The organism is Amycolatopsis sp. NPDC051758, from assembly GCF_044453095.1.
Lineage (GTDB): Bacteria > Actinomycetota > Actinomycetes > Mycobacteriales > Pseudonocardiaceae > Amycolatopsis.
The window spans coordinates 133,412-155,670 of record NZ_JBITCJ010000002.1 but is presented as its reverse complement, the minus strand read 5'-3'; the positions used below and the strand labels follow the sequence as shown (position 1 = coordinate 155,670).

The window sequence follows — 22,259 nt, the reverse complement described above, 5'->3', positions numbered from 1 at the left end:
TCACCGTGTCCGGATGGCCACCACGTTCTCCGGTGCCGGACTGCCGGGCTCCGCCGCGAGCCGGTACGTGGCGGCGAGTTGCTCCTGGAGCCGGGCGTGGCGGAACTGGTACACCGCACCGACCTGGCGGAGGATGCCGCGCCCGTGCGCGTCTTCGAGAAATGTGACGAGCCGCCACGGGAGCCGTCCGGTGAGGGGCAGCCAGATCCTGGTCAGCACCAGCCAGCGGCCCCACGCCTTTCCGGCCAGCAGGACGACGGTGGCGAACGGGATGGCCAGGATCGCGCCGATCATGAACGGGGGCTCGTCGCCGGTAGCGGTCGTGAGCTGGATGAGACCCGCGGCAGCGCCGAGAGTCAGGGCGTACAGCGCGGACCGGGCGAGCGCGTTCCGCCGGTCCGCCGCCAGCAGGAACACCGGATCCAGGACAACGGTGATGTCGAACTCCGTCTCGAACTTCTCCATGATCTTGAGCAGCCCGACGATCACCGCGATCACGATTCCGAACATCGCGCCGATGCCGCCGCCGGCGAAGATCTTTTCGGCACTGCTGAAGTCAGCTTCACTCGCCAGCAGCGCCTTCGGAACCAGTGCGGGAAAGGCGATCGACAACGATCTCAAGGCCGTTCCGGCCACGGCTCCGATGGCCATGTACCGGACGACCCGGGTGCGGAGGAGAGAGCTGTGCGGCTCCCGGTCCGTTGTGGCGGCGGTGCGAGTCGCCGGCAGGCTGCCGGCGAAACCGATGGCCGCCGCCGGCGGGCCGGTCGAAATCAGGTCGGAGAAGGCCGACGATGGACCATGGGCGAGCACCAGGAAGCAGAACAACGCCGCCGGAGCCGCGACCGCTCCGATGATGGCGCAGTTGAGGCGGTATCGCGGCCGGAACCCGAAGAAGGCGCAGTTCAGCAGTGCGACCAGGCCGAAACCGATCGTCACGACGACCACCGAGGTCGCGTCCATGGCCTTGAACGTGCTCGTGTGCCATTGCAGCGCCGCGTCGAAGTAGCTCGCACACAGTAAGCCGAGCAGACTACCGACGACGATGAACAGCAGCGCTGTGCGGTATTTGGCCGACTGGCCGTGGAGGGTGAACCGCATGCGGGTCGGCGCCAGTTCTTCGCCGGTGGCCAACCTGCACAGGAGGATGAACAGCAGCGCAGTGGGTATCGATCCTGCGATTGCGCCGTTCAACGGCTCCTGCGGAGCCAAGAACACGATCGAGATGGCCGCAGCGCACGTCAGGAACAGCAGGGTGACAGCTCGCCAGGTGAATCCCACGCCCACCCCGACAGCTGCCGAAAGCCCGCACAACAGGCCGAACAGAGACCGCACCGGAGGAAAAACGCTCTCCAGCGTGCCGCCGGACTCGACCAGCCAATAGATGCCGAGCACCAATGCCAAGAGCAGGATGACGGTGGTCGCCACCGCCGCGCCGATCACGATCGCCCGGGTGCGACGGGGGATGGCCGAGCAGATCCGCCACCACGCGAGATCCCGGCTCTCGGTGCGCTGCAGGTGGTCGGCCAGGAACCCGAGCCAGCGTTCGGCGTGGGCAGCGTCGAAACCGCGTGTCCCGGTCTTCTCGTACAGTGCCGGCAGGAAGCCCTGCAGTAGGTGCTGCTCGATCGCGGCTGTCGTGCCGAAGCGGTCGTGGTCCAGAAGCTCGGCCGGGTCGTGGCCGGGTGTGTCGCTGTAGATGGCGCGGGCGAGGCCGACCATCAACGGGGTGGAGAGTGCTTCGGCGAGATTTGTCGCCGCGTGGGTCGGCGGCTGCTCGGACAGCCGGCTGAGCACCGGCGCCCACAGCGGACCTGGACGGCCGTCGACCATGCTGCGCCGGTGTGTCGTCGACGGCAGGTACTCGGCCAGGTCGGTGACTGCCAGCGGAGCGAGTTCGATCCCGGCGGCGCCGGTGAGGACGTCGACGTTCGCCACCGCGGACTCGTACTCCTCGGTGCGGCTCGTGAGCAGGAGCGGCAAGCCGGTGGCGTTGAGCGCCTTCATCGCGAGCGGATACAGGCCGCCGGCGATTTCGTCGAAGCCGTCGAGCACCGGCAGGATCCGCTCGCCGTCCACCAGATCCGCTGCCAGGGTCGAGCCGTTCGGCCCTCGCGCGGCCAAGGCCGGGTAATCCTCCGCGAGCCGGGAAGCCAGCCAACCGCGGAACGCCGTGGTCGCCGGGTGCCAGGTCTCGAGGTTGAAGATCACGGGGACCGGGTCCGTGATGGTCCGGGATCCGAGCAGGCTGAGGGTGAAGCGGATCGCGAGCACCGTTTTCCCCGACCCGCCGCCGCCCAGGACGAACAGCCGGCCGGACGGGATCCGGTGGTAGGTGCCGGTGATCGTGTCGAGTTCACCGGCCAGGTCGAGCGGTGCCGGATCGGTACCCGCCGGGCTCTTGAGGATGTTGGCCCAATGGTCGATCAGGGGCTCGCCGGCGTTCGTCCACCGCACCTGCAAGGGAGCCGGGTCGTGGAGGGCGCGGCTCTCCTCTTCGCGGATCCACTGCGCCGACACCGCGTCGGCGAGTTGACCGGCGAGCGTGTCCAACGGCCCGGGTGACCGGGGTGCGGTCCTGTCGTCCGGCGGTCCGGTGCGGTATCGGGAGATGTCCGGGAGCAGCCCGACGAGCTCGTCGGCCAGGAACTCGAAATGCTTGGGCTGGGCGCGCGGGTCCAGCCGCCGGTACTGGCACCGGGCGAGCCGCGCGATGTCGGCCGGGAGATCGGCCTCGCGCGGCATCTTGATGTTGCCGAGCAGGATGGGGATGACGGAGACCTCGCGGTCGAAGGCTTCGCGGATCTCGATGCGGACCCAGTTCGCGGGGTCGTCGATGGGACGCCGACCGTTCTTTTCGTCCAGCCAATGCGGGCCGATCACTGCCAGCAGGATCTCGCACCGGCTCAGTGCCCGGTCGATGACAACGGCGAAGTCCTCACCGGGCTTGATCGACCGGCTCGCGAAGAAGACGTTGTCGACGCCGATGCGTTTCGCGAGTAGTCCGACGAGCTTTTCGGCCGCGAACTCGCCGTCGTCGGTTCGGTAGTTGACGAAGATCGCGGTCATGCTGTTGCTGCTGCGCCTCCGATGTCGCGTCACGCTGTGCGCACAGTTTGACCCGGATCGCGACCATTGGCAACCGCGCCGCGATTCCAGCGGATCGGCGGCGGTATTCGTCGAGAAAATGTCCAGGAACTGTCCCGCGGCTCCGGCGAGAACACCGGAGCCGCGGAGTCAGCTGCGTTCGTTCAGTCGGTTTCCGGGAAGTGGATGTCCGCGACGTGGACGTCCACGATCGCGACCTCCAGGCCCAGGTACTGCTCGACGGCTTCGATCAGCTTGATGCGGATCTGCTCGGCCAGCTCCTTGACCGCGCGGCCGAACTCGACCACCAAGGTGATGGCGATCGTGACCACCTCGCCGTCGACGTCGACCGAGATGCCTGCCTCGTCGAGTTCGTGGACGCCTTCGGCCTTGGCGGCGACGCGGGTGACGAGCTTGACGACCACCCCGTCGGCGACCGTGGTGCTGCCGCGGGAACCGGCGGCGGGCCGGGTTTCGGCCGCCACGAGCGGCTCGGCCTCTGCCACGATCGCTTCGGCCTCGGCGACGACCGGCTCGGTCTCTTCGGCTACCGGCGCGGCTTCGGCGACGACCGGCTCAGCCACGACCGGCTCAGTGACGGCCGGCTCGGTGACGGGTTCGGCGGCCGGCTCGGCGACGCGGTCCTCGTCCTCGACGAGATCGTCGTCGGTGACGACGGCCTCGGCGGTGTCCTCCGTGTCGTCCTCGGTCTCGACGGCCTCGGCAGTGTCTTCGGTCTCGGCGACGGCCGGCTCGTCCTCGGCGATTTCCTCGGCCGAGTCGGTCTCGGGAGCGGAATCGGTGGTGGACTCGGCCGTCGCCTCCTCGGACTCCTCGGTGTCGACCTGCTCGGTGGCGACCTCGGCGACCGGTTCGGAGGCGCCGTAGCCGTACCCGCCGGAGCCGGGCGTTTCGTTCTTGGGGCGGCCGAAGATGCTGTTGATGACGTCGGACATGGTTTCCCTTTCCGGGAGCGACGACTCGGGTGGGGACGAACGGACGGCGAAATGATAGGGCCACCGCCGTGATTCGGATCACCGGCCCCCGCATCGAGACTTGCTTGTGTCCCAACGGATAGCGCGCTCACTATCTGTCAGGTGACGATCAGCGGTCAGCTACCTCGACTGTCCCGAAGTTGTCCCTTTTCCGGCCCGTCCACAGTGCTATGTCAGCGATCCTCGAACAGCCGGGCCGAGACGCTCGAACCCAGGGCGCGATATCCGGCCGGGTTGAGGTGCAGGTGGTCGCCGACGTCGTAGGCCGGCAGCAGCCGGGATGGTGCTGACGGATCCCGGACCACCCGGTCGAAGTCGAGCACCGCGTCGAAGTGCGCACGGATCCATTCGTTCACCGAAGTGCGCGCCGCTTCCCGCAACGGGTCGTCGTACCCCTCGTTGCCGCCGAACGGGGTCAGGGTCGCGCCGTAGACGCGGATCCCGGCGGCGTGGGCGCGGACGATGATCTGGTCGTACGCGTCGATCAGGTCCGACGCCACGGCCGAAGCGGCCGCGGGAGCCGCCGTGCCGAGGTCGTTGATCCCTTCGAACACGATCGCCCACGAGACTCCGCTCTGGGCCAGCAGGTCGCGGTCCAAGCGGGCCAGGACGTTCGGGCCCAGGCCGTCCTGCAGCACCCGGTTGCCGCCCGCCGCCTGGTTGACGACGGCGGCCGGCACCCGGGAAGCGAGGACGTCCGGCCAGCGGTCGTTGCCGTTCGTCGTCGAGCCGCGGCCGTCCGAGAGGGAGTCGCCGATCACGGCCACCGCGGACGACGGCGACAGCACCTCGACGCCGCTCAGGAAGTACCAGTGGTCCACCGGGGTCGCGCCGGGCAGGTCGGCCGACGCGACCTGGTTGCCGGACAGCAGGTAGGACGTCGTCCGCGAACCCGGGTGAGAGGTGATCGAGAGGGAACCCTGGCCGTGCGCCAGGTAGGTCGTCACCGTGATGTTCTCGAAGGGCCGCACCGGGAACGGCAGCGGGTCCGACACCACCTGTGCGCCCATCGGGACCACCGTCGACGGCTTTCCGTGGAAGGTCACCGGGAGAACACTGCCCGGCACCACCGCCGAGACGCCCGCACGTCCGTCAAGAGGACGCGCCACCGAGACGGCCGAAAGCGGCAGCGGCGCCCCGCCGAAGGCGTTCGAAAAACGCAGCCGGATACGCGGACCGCCCACCGACACGTGCGCGGTCTGGCGCAGGGAAGCGTTGTCAAGCACGCGGTCGGCGCCCGTGAAAGGCGCCGGCGGCATGTTCGACGGCTCCGTCAGCTGCGGCATCGACGTCCAGGTCGCGACCCACTGGGACGACGGCGGACGGCCCGACGCGCCCACGAAGAGCGCGGTCAGGACGGCCAGGAGCAGGACCAGCAACGGCCGTCTCACGACGAGAACTCCGGTGAGAGCACCCGGTCGAAGCCGACAAGACGGCGTGGCCCGGTCATCGTGCAGTGCAGCGTCGTCACGATCTGCTCGCTCGACGTCCCCACTCGCAGCTCGACGTCGCCGGGGTCGACCTGGCGCTCGCGCGCCCGGCCGGTGTACGACGTCAGGTCCGCGTGCAAACCGATCTCCAGCACGGAAGTCGCGCCCGGCTCCAGGGAAACCCGCCGGGCGGCGATCAGCTGACGCTCGGGCCGCGCGACTTCCGCGACCGGGTCGTGCAGGTATACCTGGACGACTTCGGTGGTCGGCCGCGAGTGGTCGTTGCGCAGGGTGACCCGGACCCGGCACACGCCGTCCGTCGGCCACACCGAGCCGGTCGCGCTGACGTCCAGCCAGGTCGCCGGCGCGTAGGACAGCCCGTGCCCGAACGGGAACAGCGCGGACGGGTCGACCGTGCTGACTTCGCTGCGCCGGCCCAGCGGCGCGGCCAGATAGGTCGACGGCTGGCTCGCGCCGGCCGCCGGGAAGCTCACCGGCAGCCGCCCGGACGGGTTGATCCGTCCATTGAGGACATCGGCCAGCGCCGGCGCGCCCTCCTCGCCGGGGTAGAAGCCGCACACCACCGCGGCCAGCCGCGAGATCTGCCGGGAAATCTCGTACGGCCGTCCCGAAAGCAGCACCAGCACCACCGGCGTCCCCGTGGCCAGCAGCGCTTCCAGCAACTCCTCCTGACGGCCGGGAAGCCGCAGGTCGGGCGCGTCGCAGCCTTCGCCGGACGTCCCGCCGCCGAACAGCCCGGCCCGGTCACCCAGCACGGCGACGCAGACCGAAGCCGAAGCGCACGCCGCCACGGCTTCCGCGATCGTGTCGTCGTCCCCGCCGGTCACCGGGCACCCCAGGGCGTAGGTGACGTCGTGGGAAGAACGCAGGGCCTCCACCACGGTCGGCACCGAAACACCGAACGGGACGTCGGGGTGGTGGACGCCGACGTGCAGCGGGAACGAGTAGCAGCCCAGCATCGCGCCGGCCGTGTCCGCGCGCGGGCCGACCACGGCGATCTCGCCGCCGGGGGAGAGGGGCAACGTCCCGTCGTTGTGCAGCAGCACGATCGACTGCTCCGCGACCGTGCGGGCCAGTGCCCGCGACGAAGCGTCGTCGAGGTCGATCTCCTCGGGCACCTCCGGCGCCCAGTCCGCGTCGAGCAGACCCAGCTCGCACTTCTGCCGCAGCACGCGTTCGAGAGCGCGGTCGACGGCGGCGGCGTCGACCGCACCCCCTTCCACCGCGGCGAGCAGCGGCTCGCCGTAGCAGTCCATGGTGGGCAGCTCGATGTCGATGCCCGCGCTCAGCGCCTGCCCGGCGGCGTCGCCGCGGTCGGCCGCGACCCCGTGCAGCCGGTGCAGGAACGCCACCGAGAAGTAGTCGGCGACCACGGTGCCGGTGAAGCCGTACGTCTCGCGCAGCAGGTCCGTGAGCAGCGCGGAATCCGCCGCGGACGGCAGCCCGTCGGTGTCGGTGTAGGCGTTCATCACCGACCGGGCGCCCGCGCGCAGGGCCTGCTCGAACGGCGGCAGCAGGACGTCGGCGATCTCGCGCGGCCCCGCCGAAACCGGCGCCAGGTTGCGGCCGGCGCGCGAGGCGGAGTACCCGACGAAATGCTTCAGCGTCGCGACGATCCCCGCCGACTCGAGGCCGGCGACGTACGCGCTGCCGATCGCGCCGACCAGGTACGGGTCCTCGCCGATGGTCTCCTCGACGCGGCCCCAGCGCAGGTCGCGCGCGACGTCGAGGACCGGCGCGAGACCCTGGTGCACACCGAGCCCGCGCATCGTCCGCCCGATCTGCGAAGCCATTCGCCGCACCAGGTCCGGGTCGAACGTCGCTCCCCAGGACAGCGGCGCCGGGTAGATCGTCGCCTGCCACGCGGCCAGGCCGGTGAGGCATTCCTCGTGCACCACGGCGGGAATCCCGAACCGGCTGCCGGAGATGATCTGCCGCTGCGTGCGCGCGAGGCTGCGCGCGCCGATCACCGGGTCGACCGGCCGGGTGCCGAAGACGCGGGTCAGCTGCCCGATGCCGTGGCGGGCCAGGTCGTCGAGGTCGATCGAGGCGTCGACGAAGTCGTGCTGGTGCGGCGCCATCTCACCGCCGGAGTCGATGCCGACCCAGACGCCGTAGAGCTGGGCGAGCTTCTCGCGGAGGGTCATCCTCGCCATCAGGACGCGGACGCGCTCGCCCGGGTCGGCCGCGGGGTCGCGCCACGGCTCCGGTGCCGTGGTGGGCTGCGTGGTCAAGGCTTTCCGCCCTTCGTCAGGAGGGAGCTTTCGGGGTTCCGGGTGGCGAAACCCCGGATGGCACAGGAGATCAGGGGAGGGCGCGGGTCGAGTGCCGCACCACCAGGCCGGTCTCGAGGGTGACGTGCGTGCGCTCGACCGCGTCGCCGTTGATCAGCGCGATGAGCATGCTGATTGCGCGGTGGCCCATCTCGCGGATCGGCTGGTCGACGGTGGTCAGCGGCGGGCTGCAGAGCGCCGACTCGGGCACGTTGTCGAAGCCCACCACGGAAAGGTCGCCGGGCACCGAGAGCCCGAGCTCGCGCGCCGCGCCGACGGTCGCGATGGCCGAGATGTCGTTCGCGGCGAACACCGCGGTCGGCCGGTCCGGGGCGGTGAGCAGGTCGTGCGCGGAGGCCGCGGAGACCTCCGGGTCGTAGGCGCCGATCCGGATGAGGTCCTCGTCGGCCGGCACGCCCGCGGCGGCCAATGCTTGCAGGTAACCGGTTTTCCGCAGTTCGGCCGACTGCAGGTCGGGACGGCCGGAGAGGAACCCGATCCGCCGGTGCCCCAGTTCGAGCAGGTGCTCGGTGGCCAGCTGCGCGCCGCGGAGGCTGTCTGAGTCGATGGTGGGCAGGTGCGACGGCCCGGTGTGCGGGTCGACGGCCACCACCGGCGTGCCGGGCACGGCTTCCAGGGAGACCGCGGGCGTGACCAGCACGGCGCCGTCGACGAGGGTGCCGCTCAGCCGGGACAGGTAGCGCTTCTCCCAGCCCTTCGGGTCGCCGGTGCGCCCGCCCGCGGAGTAGACGACGAGTTCGAAGCCGCTGCCGCGGATCGCGTCGGCAGCACCCTTCAGCAGCTCGGTGGAGAACGGTTCGAGGTCGGCGACCAGGATGCCGATCACGTTCGTCCGGTGGTTTCTCAGGCTTTGCGCCACCAGGCTCGCCTCGTAGCCGAGCTCTTCGATCACCGCACGGACCTTCGCGAGGGTCGCGGCGGAGACGCCGTAGCGCTCGTTGATGACTTTGGAAACCGTGGCCACCGAGACGCCGGCGTGTGCCGCGACGTCACGGATGGTCACCCTGGAACTGGGCTGCATCGGCCCAGACTAGCGATGTAAAACGTTATCGACAACGATTGACATCCGATTTGCCCGGGAGCAGACTCTTCGCCACCCGGGCGCTGTCACGCCCCGTCCAACTCGGCCGAAGTCGTCAGGAGTGGACCCACGATGTCTCTGAACCGCCGGATCCCCGTTCTCGCCGCCCTGGTGGCTGTTCTGCCACTTGCGCTTTCGGCGTGCAGCGGGGGGACCGACACGCCCGCGCAGCCGAGCGGCCCGGTCACCCTCACCTGGTGGCACAACGGCACCACCGATCCGATCAAGTCGATCTGGGAGAAGGTCGTCACCGACTACCACCAGGCGCACCCCGACGTGACGCTCAAGGCCCAGCCGCTGCAGAACGAGGACTTCCCCACGAAGGTGCCCCTCGCCCTGCAGGGAGCCGAGCCGCCGGACGTCTACCAGTCCTGGGGCGCCGGCGAGCTGGCCTCGCAGGTCACCTCGGGCAAGGTCGCCGACATCTCCGACGCGACCAAGTCCTGGATCTCCCAGGCGGGCAAGTTCGCCGAGAGCTGGCAGGTCGACGGCAAGCAGTACGGCGTGCCGTTCGAGCAGCACTTCGTCGGCTTCTGGTACCGCAAGGACCTGTTCGCCGACGCCGGGATCACCGCGCCCCCGAAGACCATGGACGAGCTGAACGCCGCGGTCACCAAGCTGAAGGCCAAGGGTGTCGCGCCGATCGCCGTCGGCGGCAAGGACCGCTGGCCGGATGCCTTCTACTACAACTACTTCGCCGTCCGGGAGTGCTCCGCCGACGTGCTCAAGCAGTCGGTGAAGGCGGTCAAGCTCGAGGACCCGTGCTGGACGAAGGCCGGGCAGGACCTCAAGAGCTTCCTGGACACGCAGCCGTTCCAGACCGGCTTCGCCGGCACGCCGGCCCAGCAGGGTGCGGGCAGCTCCGCGGGGCTGGTCGCCAACGGCAAGGCGGCGATGGAGCTGCAGGGCGACTGGGAGCCCGGCACGATGTCGGCGCTCACCGAGGACAAGCAGCTCGACTCCAAGGTCGGCTGGTTCGCCTTCCCGTCCGTGACGGGCGGCCAGGGTGACCCGGCGGCCGTGCTCGGCGGCGGTGACGGTTTCGCCTGCACCTCCCGCGCGGTGAAGGCGTGCGCGGACTTCCTGCAGTACCTGAACACCGAGCCCGTGCAGACGAAGCTCGCGGCGGAAGGGGCCGGCCTGCCGGTCAACACCGCTGCTGCCAAGTCGTTGAAGACCGACACGCTCAAGGAGGTCTTCGACTACGGCCAGAAGGCGCCGTACCTGCAGATGTACTTCGACAAGGCGTTCCCGACCGCGGTGGGCGCGGCCCTGAACGACGCGGTGGCCAACATGTTCGCCGGCCAGGGCACCCCCGAAGGCATCGTGGCCGCCGTCAACCAGGCCGCGGCGGGCAACAAGTGACCACGACGACGACGCCGGAGCGGACGGCTTCGCGGCCGTCCGCTCCGGCGGCGGGTTCCCGGGCGAAGCGCTCCGGCCGGGGAAAGCGGCTTGAGCTGGCCCTGCTGCTCGGGCCGGCCCTGCTGCTGTTCGGCGGGTTCGTGCTGGTGCCGATCGGGATCGCCGCGTTTTACAGCCTGTACCAGTGGAACGGGTTCGGCCCGCTCGACGACTTCGTCGGCCTGGACAACTACGCCGACGCCTTCGCCGGCGAGGTGTTCCAAGGCGCCATCGGCCACAACCTGATCATCGCCGGGCTGTCGATCGTGGTGCAGCTGCCGCTGTCGATCGGGCTGGCGATGCTGCTCAACCGGAAGCTGCGGGGCCGCGCGGTGCTGCGCGCCCTGGTGTTCGCGCCGTACGTGCTGTCCGAGGCGATCACCGCGGTGATCTGGGTGCAGATGCTGCAGCCGAACGGGTTCACCGACCAGCTGCTGAAGGGCGCCGGGCTCGGTGGCCTGATCCACCAGTGGCTGGCCGACCCGGGCATCGTGCTCTACACGCTGTTCGTGGTGATCACCTGGAAGTTCATCGGGTTCGGCATCATCCTGCTGCTCGCCGGGCTGCAGGGCGTGCCGGCGGAGCTGCGCGAGGCCGCGGCGCTCGACGGCGCGTCCGCGTGGCAGACCACCCGGCACGTCGTGCTGCCGCTGCTCGGGCCGACCATCCGGATCTGGATCTTCCTGTCGGTGATCGGCTCGCTCCAGCTGTTCGACATCGTGTGGATCATGACCCTGGGCGGGCCGGCCAACGCGTCGATGACGATGGCGACCTACCTGGTCGACCACGGCTTCAAGCGTTACGAGTTCGGGTTCGGCTCCGCGGTGGCGGTCATCCTCTTCGTCATCTGCTTCCTGTTCGCCCTGCTGTACCAGCGGTACGCGCTGCGCCGCGACACCCAGGGCGCCCTGACGAGGATGGTGGGCTGATGCGAACGCGCCCGTTCGGCCTGTCGATGGGCTACCTCGCGGCGATCGTCGTGATCGGCGTGACCCTCGTGCCGCTGCTGTTCGTCGTGCTCGGCGGGTTCCGCACCAACGCGCAGATCAACACCGATCCGGCGGGGCTGCCCGGCCCGTGGGTCACGGACAACTACGCGTCGGTCCTCGGTTCGAGCGCGTTCTGGATGTTCCTCGGCAACAGCGCCCTGATCGCGGTGATCGCGACCCTGGTCGCCGTCGGCCTGGGCTCGATGGCCGGGTTCGCGCTCTCCCGTTACCACTTCAAGGGCCGGGAGGCGTTGTACACGCTGTTCACGCTCGGCCTGCTGTTCCCGCTCACCGTGGCGACGCTGCCGCTGTACCTGTGGCTGCGTCAGCTGGGCATGCTCGAGAGCTTCTGGGGCGTGGCGATCCCCGAGGCGGCGTTCTCCTTGCCGGTGACGATCGTGATCCTGCGCCCGTTCATGCACGCGATCCCCGGGGAGCTCGAGGACGCGGCGGTGCTCGACGGCGCCAGCCGGCTCGGGTTCTTCTGGCGGATCCTGCTGCCGCTGTCGGCGCCCGCGCTGACCACCGTCGGTGTGCTCGCCTTCGTCACCAGCTGGAACGCCTACCTGCTGCCCTTGCTGGTGTTCAACGACTCCGCGCACTTCACGCTCCCGCTCGGCGTCGCGACGTTCCAGTCCCAGTACTCCCAGGACACCGCCAAGGTGCTCGCGTTCACCGCGTTGTCGATGATCCCGGCCCTGGCGTTCTTCGTGCTCGCCGAACGGCGCATCGTCGGCGGGCTCACCGGATCCGTGAAGGGCTGACTCAGGAGGTCTCCCGTGCCGTCCGAGGTCCACCGTCGTGCGTTCTTGCAGTTGCTCGCCCTCGCGGGGGCGGGATCCGTGGCCCTGCCGGGCCTCGCCGGAGCCGGGACCGGGTTCCCGCTGGTGTCGCGGGGAAAGGCCGCGACGATCGTCGTGAGCTCCGGTGATCAGCCGGGGGTGCGCCGGGTCGTCGGCGACCTGGCCGCCGACGTCGAACGCGTCACCGGGATCCGCCCGGTGGTCTCGGTCGACGTCGTCCCGCGGCAGGGGCCGGTGGTGCTGGTCGGCACCCTCGGCCACAGCCCGCTGGTCGACGGCCTGGTCGCCGCGGGGAAGCTCGACGTCACCGGAATCGCCGGGAAGTGGGAGACGTCGCTGAGCCAGGTGGTCGACGGGCGCCTGGTCCTCACCGGCAGCGACCAGCGCGGTGTCATCTACGGCGTCTACGAGGTTTCGCGGCGCATCGGCGTCTCGCCGTGGTACTGGTGGGCCGACGTCCCGCCCCGGCGCAGCGCGGAGCTGCACCTGCCGGGGGAGCGGTTCAGCCTGGGCACGCCGCACGTGAAGTACCGCGGGTTCTTCATCAACGACGAAAATCCGGCGCTCGGCACCTGGGCGCCGGCGTACTTCGGTCCCGGCAAGGCGCCGGGGTACCCGGGCGGCTTCAACCACCTGTTCTTCGCCAAGGTCTTCGAGACGATGCTGCGGCTGCGCGCCAACTACCTGTGGCCGGCGGTGTGGGGGCGCGCGTTCGCCGAGGACGACCCGCTCAACCACGCCACCGCCAAGGAGTACGGCGTGGTGATGGGCACCTCGCACGAGGCGCCGATGATGCGCGGGATCGAGGAGTGGAACCGGCACGCGGTGCCGGCGGTCCGCGATCCGGCGGGGAACATCACGACGCCGGGGCACGACCCGTACGGCGGCACGGGGGAGTGGAGCTTCCGGCGCAACGGCGAGGCGATCAAGGCCTACTGGACCGACGGGATCCGCCGGATGGTCCGCGAGGACTTCGAAGGCGTCGTCACGCTGGGCATGCGCGGCAACGGCGACGTCAGCCTGCCCGACGGGGACGGCATCGAGCTGATGCAGGAGATCATCGCGGCGGAACGCGACATCCTCGCGCGCGAACTGAGCACGGACGTCCCGCAGGTGTGGACGCTGTACAAGGAGGTGCAGCGGTACTGGGCGCAGGGCCTGCGCCCGCCCGACGACGTCATCGTGGTGTTCACCGACGACAACTGGGGCAACGTCCGCAAGCACCCGGATCTCGCCCTGCCGCCGCATCCCGGCGGGTACGGGCTGTACTACCACTTCGACTACGTCGGCGGCGGCCGCAACTACAAGTGGGTCGACACGGCGCTGCTCGCGAACACGTGGGAACAGCTGAACCAGGCCGTGTCGTACGGGAACGACCGGCTGTGGGTCGCCAACGTCGGTGACATGAAGGGCAACGAGCTGCCGCTGCAGTTCTTCCTCGACTACGCCTGGGATCCTTCGGCGCTCCCCGCTTCGCAACTGTCCACTTGGGAGCGTGGGTTCGCGGCGGCGAACTTCGGGGCCGCGGTGGCGTCGGAGATCGCCGGGGTGCTGCACGACTACGGGCGGTTGCAGTCCCGCCGGAAGCCGGAGCTGCTGAACCGGCGGATCACGCTCCAGCCGGACGGCACCATCGTGTACGACGACCAGGCGACACCGTTCAGCCTGGTCAACCACCGCGAGCTGGACCGGGTCACCGACGAATGGCAGGAGCTGGCCGCGCGGGCGTCGAAGATCTCTTCGCGGCTGCCCGCGGCCTGTCGTGATGCGTACTTCGAACTGGTGTTGTACCAGGTCGAGGCGTCGGCGAACCTGTACGCGCTGCGGCGGGCCGAGTTCACGAACCTGCTCTTCGCGGCGCAGGGCCGAGCTTCGGCGAACGCGCTCGCCGCCGTCACCGAGGCCCGCTTCGCCGACGACCTCGCGCTGGCCTCGAAGTACAACACGGGCATTGCGAATGGCAAGTGGAACGGCTTCCAGACCCAGCCGCACATCGACTACGGCGACGTCGAGCGGTACGGCCCGAACGCGCCGTGGCAGCAGCCGGAACTGAACAACGTCGCGCTGCCGGACGTGATCTTCCCGGCCGTACGGCGGCTCTCGCTGCCCGCTGCGGCTTCGCTGGGTGTCGCCGTCGACGGGTCCGAGCAGTCGTGGCCGGGGCCGCCGGGCCGTCCGGCGCTGCCGGAGTTCAGCCCGTTCCAGAGCGCGCCGCCGCAGTACATCGACGTGTTCAACCGCGGGCGGACGCCGTTCCGCTGCACCGTCACGGCCGGTGCGCCGTGGGTGCAGGTCGAGCCGCGCGGCGGCCGGGTGGAGGAGGAGCTGCGGATGACCGTGCGGATCGACTGGGCCCGGGCGCCGAAGGGCACCACGACCGTGCCGGTCACGGTGGCGGGCGCGGGTGGTTCGGTGGTGGTGGACGCCGTCGTGCGCAACCCGGTCGTGCCGCCGTCGTGGCGGCGCGGGTTCGTCGAAGCCGGGGGATACGTGTCGGTGGAGGCGGAGCACTGCAGCGCGAACGTCGGTTCTTCGGGGACCACGTGGCGGCGGATCCCGGACCTCGGCCGCACGGGCGCGGGCATGACGCCGTTTCCGGTCACGGCGCCGAGCCGGGCGGCGGGCGCGGGCCCGCGGCTGGAGTACCGGATGACGCTGGTCACGGCCGGGCCGGTGACGGTGTGGGCGTACCTTTCGCCACGCAGCAACGTGCTGCAGGGTGACGGACTGCGGTACGCGGTCTCGTTCGACGACGCTTCGCCGCAGGTCGTGAACATCACGAAGGCGACCGGCGCCGATGACATGACGATGAACCGCCAGTGGGAACGCACCACGTCGGACAACGTGAACCTGACGTCGACGCGGCACGAGGTGGGTGCGCCGGGGCCGCACGTGCTGAAGGTGTGGATGGTCGACCCGGCGGTGGTGGTGCAGAAACTGGTGGTCGACACCGGTGGCCTGCGGCCGAGTTATCTGGGGCCGCCGGAAAGCACGCGGTGGCCGTCATGACCCGCGGCGGCTCGGGGCTCGCGGGCTCGACGACCGGTGGTCGGTGCCGGCGGGCCGTAGTGGCCTCGAAAGTGCCGCGCAAGCCGGAGGCGGCCGGTGGGCATCCGGGGGTCGCAACTGCCCCGAAGTACCCGCGCCAGTCTCCCGCTCGGCTAGCTCGCGCCGCCGGCGAGGACTTCGAAACCCTGGTGGGCCGGGGTCGTTGTGCTCTGCCGGACCACCAGGCTGGTCGCCAGCTCCAGCCGGTGGCTCTCCGGGTGCGACCCGCGAGCCAGCGAGATCGCCAGCCGGGCGCCCGCCGCGGCCATCTCCTGCAGGGGCTGGCGGACCGTCGTCAGCTCGGGCGTCAGCCAGCGGGCGATCGGCAGGTCGTCGAAACCCACGACACTCAGGTCGTCCGGAATCCGCAGGCCCGCGTCCCGCGCGGCCTCGTAGACGCCCAGCGCCTGCAGGTCGCTGCCGGCGAAGACGGCCGTCGGGCGGTCCGGGAGGGTGAGCAGTGAGGCCAGCTCGCGGTAGCCGGACCGGACGTGGAAGTCGCCGCGGCGGACCAGGGCCGGGTCGAACGCCAGGCCCGCCGTCTCCAGCGCCGTGCGGTAACCGTCGATGCGGGCGCGGCTGCACAGCACGCCGTCCGGGCCGCCGATCATCGCGATCCGGCGGTGGCCCAGCTCCACCAGGTGCCGGGTGGCCGTCAGCCCGCCCTGCCAGTTGGTGGCCCCGATCGAGGGCGTCTCCGGGCCGGGCGCGCCGGCCGGGTCCACCACCACCAGCGGGATGTCACGGGCGCGCAGCTTCGCCAGCTGCCCGCCGGTGAAGTCGGAACACACCGACACGATCCCGACCGGCCGCCGGGCGAGCACGCTCTCCAGCCAGCTCTGCCCGGGCGTGTGGCGACCCGACGATTCCGCCAGCACGACCGCCATCCCGTTTTCGCGGGCGACGAACTCGACCCCGCGGATGATTTCGAGCGCCCAGGTGCTTTCGAGTTCGTGGAACATCAGTTCCAGCAATCGCGAACGGCGGGACCGTTCGTCGGCACGGCGCCGGTATCCGTATTTCCCGATGACCGCTTCAACGCGGGCTCGCGTGGTTTCGGCGACGTCCGGGCGGCCGTTCAGCACCTTCGAAACCGTCGGCACCGAAACGCCGGTCTCGGCGGCGATCCGGGCGATGGTGACCCGGGACGCCACGGGCTCCAGATCTTCGGACTTCGTTGTCATGAAGGAGATTCTAATTCATCAACCCGCGGAAGAACACGGTCGAAACTTTCGGCCGTTGCTCCGAAAGAGGCCTTGACGTTCGTCGGACAAAGGAGTGGACGAGATGCCGGGAACAATTCCTATAAAACGCACGCTGGTGGTGCTGGCTGCGCTGGTCGGAGTAGCGGTCGGACAGGCGCCCGCGGCATCGGCGGCGGTTCCGCTGAAATACCTCACGAACCGCTACGTCGGCAGTGCCGTCGCCGCGGCTTACCTGGCGGATGAACCCGATTACCGGGCCGTGCTCACCCGTGAATTCGACAACGTGACACCCGAGAACGAGATGAAGTGGGGCACCGTCGAGGCGGTGCGCGGGCAGCCGGACTGGTCCGGCGCGGACGCGATCGTGCGGTACGCGCAGCAGCACCACAAGACCGTCCGCGGCCACACGCTCGTCTGGCACTCGCAGCTCCCGGACTGGGTGGCCGCGCTGCCCGCCGCCGAGCTGCGGCAGGTGCTGCGTGAGCACATCACGACGGAAGTGAAGCGGTACCAGGGAAAGATCCGTGCCTGGGACGTCGTCAACGAGATCTTCAACGAAGACGGAACCCGGCGGGACACGGTCTTCCGGCAGAAGCTCGGCGACGGCTTTGTCGCCGACGTCTTCCGCTGGGCGCACGCGGCCGACCCGAAGGCGACGCTCTACATCAACGACTACAACATCGAAGGTCGCAACCCGAAGAGCGACGCGGTGTACGACCTGGTGAAGACACTGCGACGGCAAGGTGTGCCGATCGGCGGCGTCGGGGTCCAGGCGCACCTGTCGATCCAGTACGGCTTCCCGGGGGAGTACCGCGCCAACCTGGAGCGCCTGACGAGGCTCGGGGTGGACGTCGCGATCACCGAGGCGGACGTCCGGATCCCGACCCCGCCCGACGCGGCGAAGCTCGACACCCAGGCGAGCTACTTCGACCAGCTGTGGGACGGCTGCCACGCGGTGCGGCGGTGCGTCGAGTTCACGACGTGGGGCTTCACCGACCGCCACTCGTGGGTCCCGGACGTCTTCCCGGGTGAGGGTGCGGCCTGCCTCTTCGACGAGAACCTGCGCCCGAAGCCGGCGTACACGCGCATCAACCCCTGACCCGATGCCGTGAGGGGCACCTTCATGGCCGTAAAAGCCATGAAGGTGCCCCTCAGGGCGAACGCGAGGTGTCAGCGCGCGAGGGCCGCGAGCCGCTTGGCCGTCGGCCAGCGGACGTTCCACGCCCAGCCGAGCTTCTCGAACAGCCAGATCACCCGGGCGGAGATGTCGATCTGCCCGCGCTGCGCACCGTGGCGGGCCGACGTCGGGTCCGCGTGGTGGGTGTTGTGCCAGGACTCGCCCAGCGACAGGATCGCCAGCGGCCAGAAGTTGGCCGAGCGGTCGCGGCTGGTGAACGGGCGCTCGCCGATCATGTGGCAGACCGAGTTCACCGACCACGTCACGTGGTGCTGGAAGGAGATCCGCGCCAGGCCCGCCCAGAGGAACGCGGTCAGCGCGCCCCACCACGAGAGCGTGATCAGGCCGCCGAGCAGCGGCGGCAGCAGCAGGCTCGTCACCACCCACAGCGGGAAGAGCCGGTCGACGACCCGCATGTCGCGGTCGGCCGCCAGGTCGGGGGCGAACCGGTCGATGTTGGTCTTGTCACGTCCGAAGAGCCAGCCCATGTGGGCGTGCCAGAAGCCGCGTGCCAGCGCCGCCGGCGAGGTGCCGAACAGCCACGGGGAGTGCGGGTCGCCCTCGCGGTCGGAGAAGGCGTGGTGCCGGCGGTGGTCGGCGACCCAGCCGATCACCGGGCCCTGCGCGGCGAGCCCGCCGGCGACGGCCAGCGCGATCCGCAGCGCCCGCTTGGCGCGGAACGCGCCGTGGGTGAAGTAGCGGTGGTAGCCGACGGTGATGCCGAGCGTCGACACCAAGAAGAACGCGCCGCCGATGGTGAGGTCGAGCCAGCTGACGCCCCAGCCCCAGAACACCGGGACGGCCGCGGCGAGCGCGAGGAACGGGACGAGCAGGAACGTGCGGATCGTGATGAGCTCCGCCAGCGTCTGCCGGCCGGAAAGCACCGGTTTGGGGGCGGCACGGGGTGCCTTCACCGGGGTGGAGGTGGTCATGCACTCTCGTTTCGAAGTCTTCGCGCTGGTCCGAGCCGAGCGCGGGAGGCCGGGGGCGGAAACACCCGGCGGTCAACTGTCCGAACGCGGCGCTGGGGAGGGAGCGTGGTCGCCGCTCCTGATCGGCGATCGGCCCTGCTGGCCACGTGAAGCGGGAGTGAGGCCGGCTGGGGTGCCGGCATACGAGGTGCTCCCGCTCTTCCGAGGCTACACGAGCGCCGGCGGCCCGCCGGGTGGTCGCGAGCCGCGTACGGTGGGGCGATGGCAGCCCAAGCAGGTGGACCCGCGCTCGATCCGACGTTGTCCGAGTGGCTCAAGGCCCGGGCCGACACCCTCCGTCACCTGGACAGCGCCACGGCCCCGGTCGACGAGGGCTGGACCCAGCGGCTGGCCGACCTGCTCGCGACCGAGCAGTCCTGGCAGGTGCAGTACACCGAGCTGATCGCGCTCGGGACCCGCGGAGGCCGGTTCCCGTCGTCCAACCGATGACGGGGAACGAGTGAGGCCCCCGCCCCGGGATACGGGGCGAGGGCCTCAGGTGCCTCGTGGCTCAGATGACGCTCACGCGCTGGGCCTGGGGGCCCTTCTGGCCCTGGCCGATTTCGAACTCCACGCGCTGGCCCTCGTCGAGCGACTTGAAGCCGTTGCCCTGGATCTCGGAGTAGTGGACAAAAACGTCCGGTCCCCCGCCGTCCTGCGCGATGAAGCCGAAGCCCTTTTCACCGTTGAACCACTTGACACTGCCCTGAGCCATACCAATACCTACTCTTTGTAGTGAGCCTGGGCGCCCCGTTCGGACACCCGGTCTCGCGACCATCATTCCATTACCGGTCCCGACCGGCTAGCCCGGTGGTCAAACTCCCCAATCGGGGCGCAGCGGCATGCCCATCCCGCCCTCGCTGTCGGTCCGGACCCCGAGGATGTGGTGCAGTTCGATCTCACGCCGCTCGAACGCCAGCCGGCAGGCCGCGAGGTAGAGCGCCCACACACGGCTGCGCCCGGCGCCCGCCTCGGCCACCGCCTCGTCCCAGTGCTCGTCGAGGTTGGCGCACCAGGCCGCCAGCGTCGTCGCGTAGTGCTCGCGCAGGTTCTCCGAGTGGCGGACCTCCAGGCCGGCGTCGTGCATGGCCGTGACCAGCTCACCCGGGGCTTCCAGCTCGCCGTCCGGGAAGACGTAGCGGTCGATGAACCCGCGGGAGCGGTGCGCGACGCTGGTGTCCGGGTTGGTGATGCAGTGGTTGAGCAGGCGCCCGTGCGGCTTGAGCTTCCCGGCGAGGAAGCGGAAGTACCCGGGCACGTTGCGCGCGCCGATGTGCTCGGTCAGGCCGATCGACGAGATCGCGTCGAACCCCGTTTCGGTGACGTCCCGGTAGTCGAGGTGCCGGATTTCGGCGCGGTCGGCGAGGCCGAGGGCGACGATGTTCTTCTGCGCCCACTGAGCCTGTTCACGCGAAAGAGTGACGCCGATGGCCTCGACGCCGTAGTGCCGGACGGCGTGCGCGACCATCCCGCCCCAGCCGCACCCGACGTCGAGCAGCCGCATCCCGGGCTTGAGGCCGAGCTTGCGGCAGACCAGGTCGAACTTGTTCGCCTGCGCCTCCTCGAGGGAGGCGTCCGCCTCCGGGTAGACGGCGCAGGTGTAGGCCATCGACGGGCCGAGGACCAGCTCGTAGAACCGGTTGGACACGTCGTAGTGGCTGGCGATGGCCTCGCTGTCGCGGGCCTTGGAGTGCCGCAGCGCGGTCATCCCGCGCCGGAACCGGCTCGGGTGCTCCTCGGCGGGCGGCTTGACCACCCGCAGGTGGCGGGGGCCGAGCTTGCGCAGCAGCCACACCCGGTCGGCCGCCGAGAGCTGGTCGACCTGGGCCGACAGCGCGTGCAGCGCCGTGTAGAGGTCGCCGGTGACGTCGAGCGCGCCGGCGACGTACGCGCGGGCGAGGCCGAGGTCGCCGGGGGAGGACATCAGGTAGTCCAGCGCCAGCGGTGAGCGCACCTCGATCGCGACCGGCGCGTCGGCCGGGCCGCTGCTGCTGCCGTCGTAGGCGGTGATCGACACCTGGGCGCGGGGGCCGAGCAGGCGCTCGAAGACGGCGCCGACGGTGGTGCTTTCCTGGGTCACGTTCGTTCCTTTCACCGGCGGCGGACGCATTTTTCGTAGAGGCCGAGCAGCCGCCCGGCCGGGTCGTACGTCCGCTTGAGCTCCCGGTACACGTCTCCGTTGTACAACCGCCAGAACTCGTCCTCGGCGTAGAAGCTGTCCGAGTAGAGCGACTTGTGCCCACCGAGCCGGGTGACCTCTGCCTCGATCATCCGGTTGTGCACGCCGTCACGCTCACCGGGGTCCAGGGGAACGGCCGACCAGAACCCGAAGTTGACGTAGAGCTCGTCCGGGTTCAGCTCGTAGAGCGGCCAGCGCACCCCGCCGGGCCGCTGCCGCAGGGGGCAGATCCACACCGGGCTGATCGGGATCTCCCGCTCGAAGAACTCGAGGAACTCCGCCGCGCGCGCGAGCGGGACCTCGATGTCCTGCACGATGGTCTCTTCCGGCGGCATCCGCCGGAGCTTGAGCAGCCGTTCGGCGATCTTGAACCGGCGGTCGAGCGCCACGGCCTTCCAGTAGACCGACGACCGCAGCAGCTTGCGGCCGAGCAGCAGCCGCGGCAGCCGGTGCTGCACGCCGAACGCGCGTGAGCACCAGAACCAGTCGGTGTCCCAGCGCCACAGGTAGTCGCGGACGGTCAGGTGGTCGGTCTCGCGCCGCTGGATCGAGCGGTAGTAGATGTCCAGCCAGGTGTAGTCGCTGGTCGCGGGCGCGCTCTCGGTGAACGTGCCCAGGGTGAGGTACAGCTCGTCGGGGCCGAAGACCGTGCCGTCGACGAAGTCGACGTGCTCACCCTGGTACTCGCTGCTCCGGCAGATCTCGCCCAGCGCCGTGAAGTAGGTGTCGCGGTCGTGGTGGCGGACGTGCCGGACCTGCACGAACGGCTTCACCGGCTCCAGGGCGATCCGCAGCCGCAGGGCGTACCCGAGGGAGCCGTAGGAGTTGGGGAAGCCGTGGAACAGCGCGCTGTGCTCGTTGTCCGGCCGGGCGACGACGATCCGGCCGTCGCCGGTCATGATCTCGAGCTCCAGCACCGACTCGTGCGGCATGCCGTTGCGGAACGACGAGGACTCGATGCCGAGCCCGGTGACCGCGCCGCCGAGGGTGATCGTCTTCAGCTGCGGCACGACCAGCGGCATCAGGCCGTGCGGCAGCGTCGCGTCGACGAGCTGCTCGTAGGTGACCATCCCTTCGACGTCGGCGGTGCGGGTCTCGGGGTCGACGCGCAGGACGTGGGTGAACCCGGACACGTCCAGGCCCGGGTGCTTCGACGCGGCGCGGGAGCGGAAGAGGTTCGACGTCCGTTTCGCCAGCCGGACGGTGGCTTCGCCGCTGACCGCGGCGAGCTGCCGCCGCAAGTCGGCGACGCGGGTTTCGTGCTCGGGGAACGCCGGGCCCGGACGGGCTTCGGGCACCCCGGCCTGATCAATGGTCACCCCTCGATCCTGCCTCACCGGAAGGGCGGACGCACTTCCCCCGGGGCACCGGAAAAACCGGGCCGTCCCAGCCGGCGGGATTCCGCCCGGGCGGCACCACCGAGCCGCGTTCAGCCTGGTGAATCCCAGGATCGAGCCGACCGGCGTTTTGTCCCGCAAGGCCGGGTTCCACGCCGGGGTGCGGTTCGGTCACGGCGGTCCGGACAAGCTTGGCCCGGCCGGCTTCTTCTGGCTAACATGTCATCGAAACGATGAC

General features: G+C 70.1%; 16 protein-coding genes. 6 read left to right on the top strand and 10 right to left on the bottom strand.

All coding sequences use genetic code 11. From position 1 onward, the window contains the following. The 5 genes from ACIA5G_RS10000 to ACIA5G_RS09980 all read right to left on the bottom strand — a co-directional run bounded on the left by ACIA5G_RS10000 (position 1) and on the right by ACIA5G_RS09980 (position 8,848). Positions 1-3,069, bottom strand: a complete 3,069-nt coding sequence (locus ACIA5G_RS10000) for a TIR domain-containing protein (protein WP_395922171.1) — start codon at positions 3,067-3,069, stop codon at positions 1-3. A gap of 182 nt (positions 3,070-3,251) precedes the next feature. Then, positions 3,252-4,043 (bottom strand): Asp23/Gls24 family envelope stress response protein, encoded by a 792-nt coding sequence (locus tag ACIA5G_RS09995; RefSeq protein WP_395922169.1) that lies wholly within the window; start codon positions 4,041-4,043, stop codon positions 3,252-3,254. Positions 4,044-4,255: 212 nt separating this feature from the next. Next, positions 4,256-5,473 carry an SGNH/GDSL hydrolase family protein gene (locus ACIA5G_RS09990; protein WP_395922168.1) on the bottom strand — a complete coding sequence of 406 codons (1,218 nt, stop codon included), beginning with the start codon at positions 5,471-5,473 and terminating at the stop codon, positions 4,256-4,258. After that, entirely contained in the window at positions 5,470-7,767 is a 2,298-nt protein-coding gene (locus tag ACIA5G_RS09985; protein WP_395922166.1) for a beta-glucosidase, read from the bottom strand. The genes ACIA5G_RS09990 and ACIA5G_RS09985 overlap by 4 nt, the downstream gene beginning before the upstream one ends. A gap of 70 nt (positions 7,768-7,837) precedes the next feature. Continuing rightward, positions 7,838-8,848 carry a LacI family DNA-binding transcriptional regulator gene (locus tag ACIA5G_RS09980; protein ID WP_395922164.1) on the bottom strand — a complete coding sequence of 337 codons (1,011 nt, stop codon included), beginning with the start codon at positions 8,846-8,848 and terminating at the stop codon, positions 7,838-7,840. Between the two features lie 132 nt (positions 8,849-8,980). Here ACIA5G_RS09980 and ACIA5G_RS09975 point away from each other — a divergent pair, with 132 nt between their 5' ends. From ACIA5G_RS09975 to ACIA5G_RS09960, 4 genes are read left to right on the top strand one after another with little or no spacing between them, the layout of a single operon-like run. Next, the gene (locus tag ACIA5G_RS09975) at positions 8,981-10,273 is read left to right on the top strand and encodes an ABC transporter substrate-binding protein (protein WP_395922162.1); all 1,293 of its coding nucleotides are present in this window, start codon (positions 8,981-8,983) and stop codon (positions 10,271-10,273) included. After that, positions 10,270-11,241, top strand: coding sequence for a carbohydrate ABC transporter permease (locus ACIA5G_RS09970; protein ID WP_395922160.1), 972 nt, complete (start codon positions 10,270-10,272; stop codon positions 11,239-11,241). The genes ACIA5G_RS09975 and ACIA5G_RS09970 overlap by 4 nt, the downstream gene beginning before the upstream one ends. Next, positions 11,241-12,065 carry a carbohydrate ABC transporter permease gene (locus ACIA5G_RS09965; protein ID WP_395922159.1) on the top strand — a complete coding sequence of 275 codons (825 nt, stop codon included), beginning with the start codon at positions 11,241-11,243 and terminating at the stop codon, positions 12,063-12,065. Before ACIA5G_RS09970 ends, ACIA5G_RS09965 begins: the two co-directional genes overlap by 1 nt. Positions 12,066-12,080: 15 nt before the next feature. Continuing rightward, on the top strand, positions 12,081-15,113 hold the full coding sequence (locus tag ACIA5G_RS09960; protein WP_395922158.1) for a glycosyl hydrolase 115 family protein: 3,033 nt from the start codon (positions 12,081-12,083) through the stop codon (positions 15,111-15,113). Between the two features lie 152 nt (positions 15,114-15,265). On the opposite strand, the gene ACIA5G_RS09955 is transcribed toward ACIA5G_RS09960, so the two are convergent. Further along, complete coding sequence (locus ACIA5G_RS09955) at positions 15,266-16,336, bottom strand: LacI family DNA-binding transcriptional regulator (protein ID WP_395922156.1); 1,071 nt, start codon at positions 16,334-16,336, stop codon at positions 15,266-15,268. A gap of 103 nt (positions 16,337-16,439) precedes the next feature. Between ACIA5G_RS09955 and ACIA5G_RS09950 the strand changes: the two genes are divergently transcribed. Further along, the gene (locus ACIA5G_RS09950; RefSeq protein ID WP_395922155.1) at positions 16,440-17,456 is read left to right on the top strand and encodes an endo-1,4-beta-xylanase; all 1,017 of its coding nucleotides are present in this window, start codon (positions 16,440-16,442) and stop codon (positions 17,454-17,456) included. A 71-nt stretch (positions 17,457-17,527) separates the two neighbouring features. Here the strand turns inward: ACIA5G_RS09950 and ACIA5G_RS09945 are convergent, their stop codons facing one another. Then, positions 17,528-18,466 carry an acyl-CoA desaturase gene (locus ACIA5G_RS09945; protein ID WP_395922153.1) on the bottom strand — a complete coding sequence of 313 codons (939 nt, stop codon included), beginning with the start codon at positions 18,464-18,466 and terminating at the stop codon, positions 17,528-17,530. A 261-nt stretch (positions 18,467-18,727) separates the two neighbouring features. On the opposite strand from ACIA5G_RS09945, the gene ACIA5G_RS09940 reads away from it, so the two are divergent. Next, entirely contained in the window at positions 18,728-18,955 is a 228-nt protein-coding gene (locus tag ACIA5G_RS09940) for a hypothetical protein (protein ID WP_395922151.1), read from the top strand. Positions 18,956-19,016: 61 nt separating this feature from the next. Here the strand turns inward: ACIA5G_RS09940 and ACIA5G_RS09935 are convergent, their stop codons facing one another. The 3 genes from ACIA5G_RS09935 to ACIA5G_RS09925 all read right to left on the bottom strand — a co-directional run bounded on the left by ACIA5G_RS09935 (position 19,017) and on the right by ACIA5G_RS09925 (position 22,003). Continuing rightward, a complete protein-coding gene (locus ACIA5G_RS09935; RefSeq protein ID WP_072479091.1) occupies positions 19,017-19,220 on the bottom strand; it encodes a cold-shock protein in 204 nt (67 codons plus the stop codon). Between the two features lie 99 nt (positions 19,221-19,319). After that, on the bottom strand, positions 19,320-20,615 hold the full coding sequence (locus ACIA5G_RS09930) for a class I SAM-dependent methyltransferase (RefSeq protein WP_395922149.1): 1,296 nt from the start codon (positions 20,613-20,615) through the stop codon (positions 19,320-19,322). Next, the gene (locus ACIA5G_RS09925; RefSeq protein ID WP_395922147.1) at positions 20,597-22,003 is read right to left on the bottom strand and encodes an FAD-binding oxidoreductase; all 1,407 of its coding nucleotides are present in this window, start codon (positions 22,001-22,003) and stop codon (positions 20,597-20,599) included. The genes ACIA5G_RS09930 and ACIA5G_RS09925 overlap by 19 nt, the downstream gene beginning before the upstream one ends. Between the last annotated feature and the right edge of the window lie 256 nt (positions 22,004-22,259).